The organism is Campylobacter concisus (assembly GCF_003048615.2).
Classification (GTDB): Bacteria; Campylobacterota; Campylobacteria; order Campylobacterales; family Campylobacteraceae; genus Campylobacter_A; species Campylobacter_A concisus_C.
In genome coordinates this window covers 1,028,249-1,043,018 of the sequence record NZ_CP049263.1, presented here as the reverse complement: position 1 = coordinate 1,043,018, position 14,770 = coordinate 1,028,249, and the positions used below count along the sequence as shown (strand labels likewise).

At 40.3% G+C, this 14,770-nt stretch carries 7 protein-coding genes; 2 read left to right on the top strand and 5 right to left on the bottom strand.

Annotated features, from left to right (window positions below):
* Nucleotides 1-264 precede the first annotated feature (264 nt).
* From CVS89_RS05335 to CVS89_RS05315, 5 genes are read right to left on the bottom strand one after another with little or no spacing between them, the layout of a single operon-like run.
* Nucleotides 265-756: a flagellar protein gene (locus CVS89_RS05335; RefSeq protein ID WP_103606570.1), complete on the bottom strand. Its 492-nt coding sequence runs from the start codon at nucleotides 754-756 to the stop codon at nucleotides 265-267.
* 4 nt (nucleotides 757-760) lie between these two features.
* Nucleotides 761-2,107, bottom strand: coding sequence for a TolC family protein (locus tag CVS89_RS05330; RefSeq protein ID WP_107847908.1), 1,347 nt, complete (start codon nucleotides 2,105-2,107; stop codon nucleotides 761-763).
* Between the two features lies 1 nt (nucleotide 2,108).
* Complete coding sequence (locus CVS89_RS05325) at nucleotides 2,109-4,037, bottom strand: MacB family efflux pump subunit (protein ID WP_103649623.1); 1,929 nt, start codon at nucleotides 4,035-4,037, stop codon at nucleotides 2,109-2,111.
* Nucleotides 4,038-5,234 carry an efflux RND transporter periplasmic adaptor subunit gene (locus CVS89_RS05320; RefSeq protein ID WP_107847907.1) on the bottom strand — a complete coding sequence of 399 codons (1,197 nt, stop codon included), beginning with the start codon at nucleotides 5,232-5,234 and terminating at the stop codon, nucleotides 4,038-4,040. It lies immediately after the preceding gene.
* Nucleotides 5,235-5,287: 53 nt separating this feature from the next.
* A complete protein-coding gene (locus CVS89_RS05315; RefSeq protein WP_103586094.1) occupies nucleotides 5,288-7,321 on the bottom strand; it encodes an ATP-dependent helicase in 2,034 nt (677 codons plus the stop codon).
* A gap of 65 nt (nucleotides 7,322-7,386) precedes the next feature.
* Here CVS89_RS05315 and pbpC point away from each other — a divergent pair, with 65 nt between their 5' ends.
* Both pbpC and CVS89_RS05305 read left to right on the top strand, forming a co-directional pair.
* Complete coding sequence (gene pbpC / locus CVS89_RS05310) at nucleotides 7,387-9,555, top strand: penicillin-binding protein 1C (protein WP_107847906.1); 2,169 nt, start codon at nucleotides 7,387-7,389, stop codon at nucleotides 9,553-9,555.
* Between the two features lies 1 nt (nucleotide 9,556).
* Nucleotides 9,557-14,680, top strand: a complete 5,124-nt coding sequence (locus CVS89_RS05305; RefSeq protein ID WP_107847905.1) for an alpha-2-macroglobulin family protein — start codon at nucleotides 9,557-9,559, stop codon at nucleotides 14,678-14,680.
* The last annotated feature ends 90 nt before the right edge of the window (nucleotides 14,681-14,770 follow it).

Here is a 14,770-nt window from a genome sequence, read left to right as displayed (position 1 = left end):
AATAAGGCGATCTTATGCATGTAAAATTTAAGAGCAGCATAAAATAGAATAAATGCGTGATATTTGTTTTTGAGTGCCAAAAAGTTATCTTGTGCGTTAAATTTTGAAGCAAGGTGTTAAATTTAGCATTCAAAGGCAACTATAAAACCAAAATTTGTGTTAAATTTTAGATTTAAGCGATCCTACGTGCTAAATTTAAGATCTAGCAGTTAAATTTGCTGTGAAAACACGCATGAAAACTATTTTTCAAGCTAAAGTGCGTAATTAAATTTTATCGTTAAAAAGTGTGCGGATATCCAGTGTGTAGTTTTTAGGCATAAAGATCGGTGAGTCTAAAATTTCAAGCAAGCCATCATCAAATGAGAGAAATTCCACTACTCTTTTGCGCCTATTATCAGTTTTTATGCTCATATCAGCTAGGCGCACTATTTTTATGATCTGCATTTTATCTGCCGTCCATTCAGAAAAAGCTAGAAATTTGGAGTCGTCTGAAAATAAAAAGCAAGCTGTTGCTCTCTCACTAAGTAAAATTTGATGGGTGCTGCCATCTTTAACTAAATTTTGATCCAAATTTGATAGTCTTTTTGCGTGGTTTGAAGGCTCATTTTTTAAATTTAGACAGTGCTTGCTATTTATAAAAAGTCGTAGCTCTCCAAGGGTTGGAGCGCCCATAGCTACCTCGCAGCCTTCAAATTTGGCGCTAAATTTGCCATCACTGCTACACGCATTTGCCTCGTAGTCCCAAGCCGAGCTCATAAATTTACCTATTAAATTTGCCAGCCATGGCTTTGTAGATATTTAGCTCATCTTGTAAAAGTGTGTATTTTGCTTTTAGTAGCCCTATTTTGGCCTCTAGTTCGCTATTTTTAGCCTCTAAAAACTGCTTTAGCTCAACCTTACCGTAAGAGTATTTTAGCTCGTAAATTTTTGAAATCTCCTCGTAGTTTTTTATCTGCTCTTGGTAGTTTGCAAGTAGTGCTTCGTCGTTTAAGTAGCCTTTGTAAAATGCGTCTATCTCGTTTAATGCGCTATTTAGAGTGCTTATGTAGTTTAGCTTTGCAAGCTCGAAATTTGCCTCACTAACTTTTAAATTTGACTTTAGTTTGTGGTAGTTTAAAAATGGTAAATTTAGAGCGATGTTGCCATTTAGAAATTTAAGGCTAAACGCTTCCTCTTTTTTGTCGGTGCTGTTTTTGAGGCTGGCTCCTAGCGTGATGCTTGGATAAAACTCTTTTTGGCTCGCTTTGTAGTTTAAGATGCCCTCTTCTATGCGGTAAATGGCCGCTCTTAGATCGGGGCGGTTTGCTATGGCGCTTGTTGGCACATCTAGATCAACGCCCACTCTTTTAACGGGACTTAGCGTGAGGCCTTCAAATTTAAGCTCAAATTCTGGCCTCTCATTTAGCAAAATCCTAAGCGTTTTTTTAGCACTCACTAGCTCTTTTTTGGCACTTTCTATCTTATTTTGAGCGTTTAAAAGCTGTGAGTTTATCTGTTTTAGGCTTAGCGCCTCCTCTTTGCCAAGCTTAAATTTAAGCCCAACTATCTCATTTAGCTTGTTATAAATTTCTAAAATTTGCTCATAAGTTTTGATGCTCTCGTTTAGATATAAAATTTGAAAATAAGCGTCTGCCACGGAGTTTATCACGCTTAGTTTGCTAGCCTCCAGATCAAATTTAGTAGCATCTGCTTCAAACATCGCTGCATCTTTGCTGTTTGCTAGCTTTTGCCAAAGATCAAGCTCATAGCTAAGCCCTATGCTTGAGCCAAAGCTTCTAGTGACCGCGCCGCCCTCTTTTATGTTTTTGCTACTTGTTGCCTCGATGCCAGCGTTAAAGCTTGGGATGAGATTTGCCTGCAAAACGCCAGCTTGAGCGAGCGCTTTATTTACATTTATCGCAGCTTTTGCAAGGTCGGTGTTGTTTTTAAGAGCAAGTTCTACAAGCTCATCAAGGTAGCTTTGCTGATACTGCTTCCACCAAGAGGTGTCTAAATTTAGCTCGCCGCTGGCGTTATCTTCAAGTAAAATTTGTTTGTAGTTTTCATCTATATTTTTAACAGCGCAGCCGCTTAAAACGAGCACTAAAGCTAGGCTTAGAAATTTCATATTACTCCCTTGAAAGCGCATCTATTGGATTTAGTTTTGAGGCGTTTTTAGCTGGCATGTAGCCAAAGATGATGCCAATCGCCATCGACGTGACAAGTGCAAGCACGATCGAGCCGTTTGAAAAGATCATGCTAAAGCCGTTTAAAAAGTTGTTAAAGATGTAGCCAATGGCGTAGGATAGGACGATGCCGATAGCTCCGCCGATAAGGCAAAGTAGCACCGCCTCTATCAAAAACTGCTGCAAGATGTTGCTCTGTCTAGCTCCGATCGCCATTTTTATGCCTATCTCTTTGGTGCGCTCGGTGACTGATACTAGCATGATGTTCATGACGCCTATGCCCCCAACTACGAGCGAGACGACGGCGATGCTTGAGATGAGAAGGCGCATGGTTGAGATGGTCTCTTCGATAGTTTGCTTGATGCTGTCTGAGTTTCTTGTAAAAAAGTCTTTTTTGCCGTGCTTGATCTCTAAAAGCTCAGTTAGTGTTTTTTCGGCGATTTGCGCATTGACACCTTCATTTACTTTAGCTGTGACCGAGCTTATAAATTTATCCCCTGTGACCTTGTTTAGCACGGTCGTGTATGGGGCGTAAATTTTAAGCGTGCTTGAGTCGCCCATCTTAAAATCATCCTTTTGCAAAACGCCGATAATGCGAAGTGGCTTTTTGTTAAAAAGTATGATCTTCCCGATAGGATCTTCATTTTTAAAGATGCTATTTTTGGTGTTTTGATCGATTAGTGCGACTGAAGCGGAGTTTAAAACCTCGTCATCATCGTAAATTCTGCCCTCTTCTAGCTTTAGCCCATTTACATCAAAGCTCCCTACTCCACCGCCTTTTAAGCTCGCACTTAGCGAGATATTTTCATATGTTAGCACGCCTGAAGTGCTTGTATTTGGCGTGACTGAGTCTAAAAAGGACTGCTTAGCAAGCATGTTTGCGTCGCTTATGGAGAGCGTTTTTACCTTGCCTGAGAGCATATCGCCAAAGCCTTTACCTGGCATGATGTCGATCGTGTTTGTGCCGATCTTTCTGATACCAGCTAAAATTTGCTCCTGCGAGCCTTTGCCAAGAGCTACGACGCTAATGACCGCTGTAATGCCAATGATAATGCCAAGCATCGTTAAAAGCGATCTTAGTTTGTGCGCTAGCATCGCATTTACCGACATTTTAAAGCTCTCTATTAGCTGGTCTTTATAGTAGGTAAATTTACTCTTTTCTGGCTGAGTTTGCTTGCTAGCTTCATAAATTTTGCTATTTTTTACATTGTCACTTACGATGTTGCCATCTTTTATCTCGATCACCCTACTCGCATACTCTGCGATCTTTGGGTCGTGCGTGACGATGATAATGGTGTGGCCTTTTTTGTAAAGATCAACTAAAATTTCCATCACCCTAAGCCCACTTTTGCTATCAAGCGCGCCAGTTGGCTCGTCTGCTAAAATGATCTCGCCGCCATTCATCAGAGCCCTTGCTATGGAGACCCTTTGCTGCTGTCCGCCTGAAAGTTTGTTTGGTAAATTTTTCGCCTTTTCACTAAGTCCAAGTGAGCCAAGAAGCTCATTAGCTCTTTTCTCTCGCTCGCTCTTGTTTGCACCTGCGTAGATGCTTGGCAGCGCTACGTTTTCAAGGGCATTCATCGTGCTAAGCAGGTTATATCTTTGAAAGATAAAGCCAAATTTATCCCTTCTAAGCTTAGCAAGTGCGTCGCTATCAAATTTTGATATATCTTTGCCATCTAGCAGGTACTGCCCGCCACTTGGGCTGTCTAAGCAGCCAAGGATGTTCATCAGGGTTGATTTACCAGAGCCAGACTGACCGATGATGGCTATAAATTCGCCCTTTTTTATCTCTAAATTTATGCCATGCAGGATCTCTATCTCATTGTCACCTAGCTTAAAGCTTTTGGTGATGTTTTTTAGGCTTATCACTTAAAACTTCTTATGTTCTTTTGCGATCATCTTGGCGATCTCGCTTGATGAGCCTTGAGATGTGATGATCTCGTCATTCTCGTTTATGCCGCTAATGATCTGCGTATCGAGGTTGTCTTTTATGCCAGTTTTGACCGCTGTTTTTACTGGCTTACCATCTTTTAGCACATAGACAAAAGTGCCGTTTTCATCTTTTTTGATGCCGATGCTTGGCACGATGATGGCGCCCTCGACGTTTGCTATTAAAAGCTCGTTTTGTGTGGTCATGCCTATTCTTAAAATTCCATCTTTATTATCAACGATGCTTTGCGCGTAGTAATAAACCGCCGAGCTGCTGCTAGAGCTACTCGAATATGAAGACTTACTGCTGCTGCTTGAGCCGTAGCTGCCATCACTTAGTGTGGTAAGCCCAGGATCGATCGAGCTAACAGTCGTTTGAAATTTCTTCGTTGGCTCAGAGAGGATCGAGTACTCAACTGGCGTGCCGACTTTGATCTTTGTGATATCGCCCTCTGCTATTTGCATCTTCATCTTTACATGGCTAAGATCAGCGATATTTACGATAGTTGGCGTAGTTTGGTTGGCATTTACAGTCTGGCCCTCCTCAACCTGCACGCTTACAACCGTGCCATCTCTTGGAGCGGTGATCTTTGTGTAGCCTAAATTTATCTTAGCGGTGCTTAGCTCGATATTTGTCTGCTTGATCTGAGCTTCAAGCTCTTTTATCTTTGCGCTATTTGCACTATATGTGTTTTTTGCGCTTTCAAATTCTTGCTTTGAGGTGGCGTTTTTAGAAAAGAGCGCGTTTTCTCTATCAAACTGCGTTTTGGCGATATTTAGAGCCACTTTTGCGCTTTCAAGCTGAGCCTTGTAGATGGCAAGTTGAGCCTCTTTATTATCTATGCTATTTTGCTGGGTCGAGCTATCGATACTTGCGATCATATCGCCTTTTTTTACCTGATCTCCAAGCTTAACATATAGCTTTTTTATCTGACCGCTCACCTGAGCTCCCACGTCGATTAGCTCGGTGGCGAAAATCTCTCCAGTCGCATCGACCTTTTTGCTAAATGAGCCCTTCTTTGCCTTTTTGGTGATAAACTCCACCTTTTCATCTTTTATATTAAAAAATTTATCATAGACGAAGTATCCACCGACGCCTAAAATAAGCAGGATTATTAAAATTTTAGATTTTTTCATCGCTTCTCTTTGTAAAAAATTGGTAAATTCTACTTCACAAGAGTAAATACTCTTTAAGCTTCCTCTTTTGCCATGCCAGCCTCTATCAAAAACCTACTTGGTTGGTAGGTCACCTTCTTTATCTTGTCGTATTTTGCGTAGCTAAGATAAAGCTCGTCTTTAGCCCTTGTTACTGCTACGTAAAAGAGACGCCTCTCCTCTTCAAGGCTGCCACCCATGCTCATTAGCTTTAAATTTGGAAAGCGATTTTGTGCGAGATCGACGATGAAAACTTGGTCAAATTCAAGCCCTTTGCTCGCATGCACGCTAAGCAAGCTAACGCCCTGCCCTTCGCTCATCTCGTTGCTTCCAAGGGCTAAAAAGTTATAAAATTTACTGATATCTTGATATTTTTTAGCTAGCTCGCTTAGCACCACGCTCTTTGCCATTATGCGCTCTTTGACCTCTTCTTTGAGTGCCAGATCGACGTTGCCGTTTTTTAGAGTTGCCCTTTTTGTGCTGATGTTTTCAACGATTAGTGAGTAAATTTTGCTAGTTTTTATCTCGTTTATCATCGTGGCTGGCTTTGAGATATTTCTCATACCTCTTAAAAAGTTGTAAATTTCATATAAAAATTGCGCTCCACTCTCGCTTAGCTTTTGTAGTTTTAGCACAGGGTGGCCCAGAAATTTATCGCTAAAGCCAAGCTTAGAAAACCTCGAAACCTCGGCAAATTCGTCAAGGTCGTCAAAAAGGCCTAGCTGGTAGTTTCGCCTCTTGTTTGATGAGATATTTACGCTCTCATCTGGCTCAACTATCCCTTTTATCAAATTTCCATGCCCAAGCTTAAGCAGTGCGTCAAAAATTTCTTTGCTAACTGCGCTGCCAACGCCCTTTGCGTATTCGCAGATGTGGATAAATGCCATTATATCTTTTGGATTGACATAAATTCCCATAATGTCGATGAGTGCCTTGATCTCACGGCTCTCAAAAAAGCTCACCCCGCCCTTTCGCTTTGAGCCGATGCCTCGCTCTTTTAGCGCGACCTCGATGCCGTCGGCTGATGAGTTATTTCTAAAAATTATGGCGATATTTTCTCTATTAAATGGCGAGAGCGAGATGATATCAGCGATATTTTGATACTGATCAAAAAGCTCGTTATAGACAAGCAGCCTTGGAGGCTTGAAATTTCCCTCGCGGCTAACTGTTAGGTGCTTTTCATAAAGCCTTGGGTTATTGTTTATCACCTTGTTTGCAAGGGCAAGTATGCTTGAGCTTGATCGGTAATTTACATTTAAAGCGTAGATATTTGCGTTTGGGAAGCGATCTTTAAATGAGCCTATGATCTCGATATTTGCGCCGTTAAATGCGTAGATGCTCTGGTCAAAATCGCCCACGCAAAAGAGGCTCTTTGTCTTAAATGCGTCTATTAGGCTGCCTTGAAGCGTGTTTGTGTCTTGATACTCGTCGATCAAAATTTCATCATAAGCTAAATTTGCCCCATTTTTTAGCTCGTCGCGCATTTTTATGAGAAGATCGTTAAAATCAGCGTAAGAAAATTTAGCCTTTTCGGCCTCAAACTCCTCTAAGACATCTTCATAAATTTCAGCATAAACGCCCTGCTCTTCGCTCTTATCGCTTATCCATTTGCCAAAAGTGGTGCCTTGTTCGCTGTTTTGAAAGAGCGAGTAAAGGTCGTATAGATAGGCTCCGCCGTAAGGCTTGACGTCGCTTAAGTGGTAAAATTTACGCCTCTCAACAAGACTTTTTAAAAGCGTCTTTAGCTCGCTTGGCTGCTTTAGCGTGACGCCTTTATCAAGGCTTTTTAAAAGCGAAAATGAGACCGAGTGGAAGGTGCCTGCAGTGATTTTGGAGGTGATTTGTTTGTCAAAATACCTATTTAAGCGCTCTATCATTTCGCTGGCTGCTTTGTTGGTAAATGTTAGAAGCAAAATTTTCTCTGGCTTTACGCCTAAATTTAAAAGATGTGCGATGCGAGCGACAATCGTGCTAGTCTTGCCAGTGCCAGCTGAAGCGATGATGAGATTGTGTCCAAATGGCGCAGTTGCGGCGGTGTATTGTTCTTTGTTTAACCTAGATAAGGGCATTGTTTCCTCTTTTTTAAAAAGGTCTAATTATAGCTACTTAAACTTTAACAGCTATAATCACGCCGATGAAAAAGTTTAAATTTTTAAAATTCCTTGCCCTATTTTTGGCTCTATTAGTCGCTATTTTTTTGATACTTGATCAAATTTATCCACTAAATTTAGATGCGCTCAAAAAAGATGAAGCCAAAATTTTGCTTGATAAAAATGGCGAGATCATAAATATGAAGCTTAGTAGCGACGGAATTTGGAGATTTCACGAGCAAAGCTTCCCAAACTCACTAAAACAATGCGTCGTACTCTTTGAAGATAGGTACTTTTACTACCATTTTGGCGTAAATTTTGCCTCCATTTTTAGAGCATTTTTTCACAACCTAAGAAGCGACAACCGCATAGGCGCTAGCACTATCACGATGCAAGTAGCTAGGATGCTTGAGCCAAGTGATAGAAGCTATAAAAATAAGATAAGAGAAATTTTTAGAGCATTTCAGCTTGAACTGCACTTTAGCAAGGATGAAATTTTAAATTTATACCTAAATTTAGCCCCATATGGTGGCAATATCGAGGGTGCAAAGGCGGCAAGCTTCTTTTACTTTGGCAAGGAGCTAAACGAGCTTAGCTACGCTCAGGCCGCACTTTTAAGCACGATCCCTAAAAATCCAAATAAAAATAGACTTGACCGCGTCTCAAACATAAACGCGCTAAAAAACAGGGTCATAAAGATGCTTTATAAGGCAAATTTAATCGATCTTAGCGCCTTTAAAAGAGCGCAGGCTGAGCCATTTAAAAATGTAAGGATAAGAGCCGTCGTAAATGCTAGCGACTACGCAAATGTCGCTTTTAAAAACCAAATTTTAAAGGCGAGTTTGGATCTAAATTTACAAAAAGATATGCTTAAAATTTTAAAAGATGCGATGTTTTCGCTAAAGGCTAAAAACGCAAACAATGCCGCAGCCGTGGTTATTGATAATAAAAAAATGAGCGTTGTTGCTTTCATAGGCTCGCACGATGAGCGCGCACGCGACGGCAAAAACTCAGCCCTAAATATGAAGCGAAACACCGGCAGCACGCTAAAGCCTTTTATCTACTCGCTAGCGCTTGATAGCGGGCTTATCACGCCAAGCTCGCAGCTGATAGACACGCAAATTTATCTGAATGAATATGTACCAAAGAACTTTAGTAACGACTTTTTGGGGCTTGTAAGCGCAAAGGACGCTCTAAATTTTAGCCTCAATATCCCAGTTATAAATTTAGACTTAAAGCTAAAAGATAACTCGCTTTATGAGCTACTTGAAAAGGTAAATTTAGTTGATGAAAACAAGGAATTTTACGGCTCTTCGATAGTTTTAGGTAGCGCTGAGATGAGCCTGATTGATCTTGCGCATCTTTATACGATATACGCAAATGGCGGGGTTTATAGGCCACTTGAGTTTGCGGGCAAAAACTACAAAAATGAAGACAAAAACATAACCCTCATCTCGCCTCAAAGCGCATATCTAACCGCCAAAATGATGAGCGAGGCCTCAAGGTCATATCTAAAAAATGCTTGGCAATATGCGCAAAACACGCCAAAGATCGCCTTTAAAACAGGCACAAGTGCAAACTCACGCGATCTTTACGCCATAGGAGTTGATGAGGACTACACAATAGCCGTCTGGGTGGGCAACTTTAACGCCGAAAAAACTGACAAACTAACTGGGCTAAATGACGTTTCAAAGATCGTTTTTGATATGTTTAAACTTATCGCTCAAAAAAGAAATTTAAGCTTTATGAGCGAGCCAGAGGGCATTGAGAAAGTGCCAACCTGCCTTGATGCTTTTAGTTATGAAACATGCAAAAAAACGGCGCTTGATGATAGGATAGTTGGAGTTAAACTGCAAGATAAGTGCGAGAGTTTAAGAGGCGAAGAGCTTGAGTTCTTGATAAAAAATGGCTTTTTAGACAAAGACGAGGTCAAAAATAGCCCTTGTGCTGAAGTTTTTAAAGATAAAAAACCAGTTTTTGCCTATCCGTATGACGGCGAAGAGATCGTGACAGATGAAAATGTAACACAAATTGTGCTAAAATGCTACGCGTTTTTAGGTGATGAAATTTACCTGAAAGTGGATGATTTGAACTTTTCTAAGACAGAAAATGCAAGTGAAAAAAGGCTAGATCTAACTCTTGGCGAGCACACTTTAAAATGCCTTGATCAAAACTCAAATCAAAGTGAAATAACAATAAAACTAAGGAGATAAAATGCAGCAAAAAGCGCTACTTCTAGCACTTTTAGGAGCAGTAAATTTATATGCTTTAAGTCTAAATGGCACCGCCGAGGTAAAGTCACCTTTAAGCGTGGAATTTGGACTAGAAGATGATGTTAGCAAAAATCTCATAGGCACGCTAAGCGAGAAAAAGCTTATCTCGTGCGAGCCAGCGCTAAGTGGCACGGTGAAATTTAACGCTCAAAGCCTTACACTCTTTACAAAAGATATGCACGCAGGCACCGAGTATAACTGCAAATTAGAAAATGGCAGCAGCGCTAGCTTTGAGACGAAAGAATTTGCACTTGAGAAGATAGAAAAGCTCTCTGATAGCAAATTTGTCCTTAAATTTAATGACGAAGTTAGTGACGAGCTTGTAAAAAAAATAGCCGTAAAAGGTGCAAGCTTTAATGCCTTGCAGCTCTCTCAAAACAGCTTTGAGCTTGATCTTGATAAAAATATAAGCGAGCCTACTTTTGATCTTGGAGAAAATTTTGAGAGTAAATTTGGCGCTAAGCTAGCAGGCGATGGCGCGATTAAATTTAGTGAGCAAGCAAGCGAAGAGAGCGCAAGCATAAACGCTGAAGCAAAGAGCTTTGAGATAGCCAAAATTTATCCAACAAGCCTTGATAACGGCATCTTGGCATTTAGAATTTATCTAAAAGAGTGGCTAAGCGATGATAATAATCTAAAGAAATTTATCAAGATAAAAGGCGTAAAAAGCTTTAGCATAAGCGACGTGGCATATAAAAATGACGATGAAAATAGCGCGCCAAATTCTGAACTTGATGAGTATGATTATTACATCGATATCACAAGCGATGAGTTTAAGCCACAAAATAGCTACGAGATCACGATAAAACCGGGTTTTGGAGATGATAGAAATGTCGTAAGAGAGGCCAAAACCTACGAGGTGGTCGCTAGTAACTTCACTCCATTTGCAAATTTCACAAACGAAGAGCCTTACATCTCAAGCGTGGGCGAGATCGGCATTAGAAGTGCAAATTTACCTGAGCTAAATGTGAGCGTTGAAAAGTTAAGCGATCAAAATTTTAGATACTTTTTAAATTTCAACGACAATAGCGAAGATCTAAGCAATTTTAGCTCAAAAGTAGCAAGCAAAAACTACAAGCTAGAGGGTGCGTTAAACGAAATTTCACTAAACAAGATCAAGCTTGACTTTGCAGGAGCTGGAGATGGCGTATATAAGATAAATTTAAACTATGGCAAGGATAAGAGCGTCTCAAAGGTCGTCTATCTAAGCGACATCGCCATAAATGCAAAGCTTGGCAAGGATGAAATTTTCGTCTTTGCAAACCGCCTTGGCGAAAACACAATGCTACCAAACGCAAATGTAAAAATTTATGGCAAAAGAAACGAAGAGATCGCAGTTGGCGCGACAAATGACGTCGGCGTCTTTAAATTTAACAAAAAAGATATCTACAAAGAGATCTCATCGATCGTTGTCTCACTTGGCAAGGAGCAGAATTTCCTCATCATAAAAGATGGCGAAGCGCTAAATGAGGCAAAGCTCATCAGCCAAAATCCAAGCGAGAGCATCGATGCTTACACGCATTTTGCCTCAAATATCATAAGACCAAACGAGAGCCTAAAAGGGGCTATCTATCTAAGAGATAGAGACTTTAACCCGCTTAAAAATATGCCAGTTAAGATCAAATTTATCGATCCACAAGGCAAAAGTAGCGCCCAGATCACACAAAATACAAATGATGTCGGCATGATAAATTTTGAAAAAGAAATTTTAAGCGATCTAAGCGGTAGATTTAACATGCAGATAATCTACGCTAGCAAGGTGATAGCAAGCGTGCCATTTTATGTCGAGAGCTTCGTGCCAAACAAGATAAAAAATGACATAGCCATAGACGCGGATAAATTCTTTGCAAACGAGCTAGTAAAGGTAAATTTGACAAGCAGCTATCTCTTTGGCGGAGCAGCTAGCGACCTAGCTGGCAGTATGCAGGTTAGCTTCTTTGATGATGAGTATAAAAATAGCGAATTTAAAGAGTATAAATTTAAAAATGACACCCTAAAAGCAGCTGCTTATCCAAGCATAGAAAATGATCTAACTCTTTCAAAAGATGGCAAATCAAGCCAGATGATAGATCTTAGTTTTAACACCAAAAACGCACCTTCAATAATAAAAGGCGTCATAAATTTCAACGTAAATGATGATGGCAAAAACGTAAGTGACGCAAAAAGCTTTACGCTCTATCCTTATAAAGATATGGTTGGCATCGCTGCTAGCACGGCATTTGCAGATCCAAACGAAGATGTAAAGATAAGAACAGTCGTCGTTGATATGCCAAGCCAAAAGGCAGTGAAGTCAAATTTAAAATTTGATATAAAACGCGTCTCATGGCAGTATCAAAGGGACGCAAACGGCTATATAAAGTGGATACGAACGCTTGAAGATGTGGATAGTTTTTATAAAAATAGTGGCGAGTTTAGCTATAAATTTACGCAAAGTGGCTCATACGTCATCACTGCTACAAATTTAGTAAGTGGTGCAAGCACGAGCTTAGACATCGATGTAAGCGGCTACAACTACTCAACCCTAGCCCCTACAAAAGAGCTTAGCAAGTCTCAGATAAAGCTAAACAAAAGCGTCTATAAAAAAGGCGACGAGCTAAGCGCAGATATAAGCTCAGCGATAAAAGAAGGCATCGCGCTTGTCACGCTTGAGGACGCAGGTGTCAAAGCCTACAAGGTCGTCAAGATCAAAAACAACTCGGCAAATGTTAAATTTAAACTTGACTTTGACTTTAACGGCCTTTATGTGAGTGCAAATATCTACCGCATGACTGACGCTGGACTAACTCCGTTTAGAACCTACGGCAAGGTCTATGCAAACGGCGATAAATCTTCAAGGAAGATAGAGCTTAGCCTAGAAGCGCCAAAAGCGGCAAAGAGCGATGAAAATATCAAAATTTCACTAAAAACAAAGCCAAAAGCTTATCTAAATTTATTTATCACAGATGTTGGCGTGCTTGATATCACTTCGCAAAAACCAGCCGATCCGCTTAAGTTTTTTGACAAAATTTTACCTGATGGCGTCTTTGACTACGATATCTATAATATGCTTACAAACTACAAGGTCGAGGGTAAAACATTAAGCTTTGGCGGTGATGCTGCAGCGATGGCTGTGGCTGCAAAAATGGCAAAGCACGCAAGCCCAGTTGATAGCAAAAATGTAAAAACTTTTGCAAATTTAGTGAGCCTTCAAGCAGACGACAAAGGCGAAATTTCATACGAGTTTAAAACGCCAAATGGCTTTAACGGCGCCATTAGAGTAGATGCTGTGGCAAATGACGCAACTGCAATGAACGCCGTAAATAGCGAGATAAAAGTAAAAGATGATGTGATCATTAAGCCAAGTGCTTTAGTTTATCTTTTAAAAGGTGATGAATTAAGCGCAAACTTAAGGCTTATAAATACGACAAATACGGACAAAAACCTTACTATAAATGTAGCATCAAGTAAAAATTTAAACATCAAAACGCAAGAAAATGCTAACCTAAAGCCGTTTGAAAACAAGGCATTTGTGCTTAAAATTTCAGCCCTTGAAACAGGTGCTGGCGAATACAATGTCACAATAAGCGACAAAAATAGCTCAAAAACGCTTCAAAATTTACTAGACGTCGTTAGCCCTTATACGATCAGCACCTACGCAAAGAGCAGCGTCTTTGACAAAGAGAGTAAAATTTCACTACCAAAAGGCTACCACGATGTGAGCATTGATGCGTCAAGCTCGGTCTCAAGCGTGCTTTTAGCAGCTTCTAAAAATTTAGTAGAGTATCCTTACGGATGCGCGGAGCAAAGGAGCTCAAGACTGCTTGCACTTTTAAATTTAAAACCAAAAGATGAGCTTGAAAAAAGCGATCAAAAGAGATTTATCGCAAGCGGCATAGATGAGCTAGTCAAGATGCAAAAGCCAGACGGCAGTTTTGGCTACTGGAGCGATCTAGGCGAGACAAATGCATTTGCAAGTATCTTTGCAACTGATGTTTTACTTGATCTTAGCGAGGCTGGATATGAGGTAAGCAAAGGCGTCAAACAAAATGCGCTAAATTCGCTCTTAAAATACGCAAACAACGACCTTGAGGCACTTTACGCCCTTTATGTAAGCTCACGTGCAAATATGGCTGATAGGTCAATCTTAAATAAAATTTACGACGACAAAGCCTACAATAAAACAGCACTAAGTAAATATCTAATGGCAGCAGCTCTAAAGCTAAACGGACTAGATGACGAGGCAAAAGTCGCGCTAAAAGATATCAAAAATGCTAAAACAAGCGAAGAAAATGCATCTGATTTTAGCTCAAAAGTAAGAGATAACGCCTTTATCCTATACTTGCACGCAAAATACTTTGAGAAAAACGACTACTCAGACGACCTTGCAAATTTCTTGATAGTAAATTTAAATGAGCTTAGCTCAACGCAGGAGCGTGCATTTACGCTAAGAGCGCTAAACGCCTACTTTGGCAAAGATAGCGGCGAGAAAAATAACAAATTTAAGCTTAGCTACAATGGTGAAAGTAAAGAATTTGACGGTCTTTTAAGCACCTCATTTACTACAAAAAATGGCGAATTTAGCATCACTCCACTAGGCTCAAATAAGCTTTATGCAACTATCTTAAGCTACGCTTACTTGCCACTTGAGATCAAACATAAAATCGAGCCAAAAGAGCTTGACATCTACCGCGTTTTTGTCGATGAAAAAGGCAAAGAGCTGGGTCTTGACAGCCTAAAAGTAAATGACGTCATCTACTCAAAAGTAGTGATAAACTCAAAAACAATGGTTAGAAACGGCGTTATAAACGAGATCGTAAGTAGCTGCTTTGAGCCGATAAATGAAAATTTAAGCAACTTTAGCAAGAGCTTAAAAAACAGCTTGCAAGTTGAGTATAAAAGCATAAAAGATGACCGCGTGCTAAGCTTTTACACGCTAAATAGCGACGAAAAAGACGCCGTACTTTACACACCTTATCGCGTAAGACTTGGCGGTAAATGCTCGCTTGGTGCAGTCACAACTGAAAATATGTATAACGAAAGACAAAACGACTACGACCTAGCCCAGCGAAGCTTTAACGTCAAATAGCCATTTAAACTTCGGGGCGTTTAACCGCCCCAAGCCCATATTTCCCTACTTTTGCAAAGATTTTTTTAAACAAATTTTAGATAACATTAA

What these genes read in the sequence shown, in the direction of transcription:
- CVS89_RS05320 (WP_107847907.1), bottom strand. Translation starts at nt 5,234, where the DNA reads ATGAAAAAATCTAAAATTTTAATAATCCTGCTTATTTTAGGCGTCGGT.
- pbpC (WP_107847906.1), top strand. Translation starts at nt 7,387, where the DNA reads ATGAAAAAGTTTAAATTTTTAAAATTCCTTGCCCTATTTTTGGCTCTA.
- CVS89_RS05305 (WP_107847905.1), top strand. Translation starts at nt 9,557, where the DNA reads ATGCAGCAAAAAGCGCTACTTCTAGCACTTTTAGGAGCAGTAAATTTA.
- CVS89_RS05315 (WP_103586094.1), bottom strand. Translation starts at nt 7,321, where the DNA reads ATGCCCTTATCTAGGTTAAACAAAGAACAATACACCGCCGCAACTGCG.
- CVS89_RS05335 (WP_103606570.1), bottom strand. Translation starts at nt 756, where the DNA reads ATGAGCTCGGCTTGGGACTACGAGGCAAATGCGTGTAGCAGTGATGGC.
- CVS89_RS05330 (WP_107847908.1), bottom strand. Translation starts at nt 2,107, where the DNA reads ATGAAATTTCTAAGCCTAGCTTTAGTGCTCGTTTTAAGCGGCTGCGCT.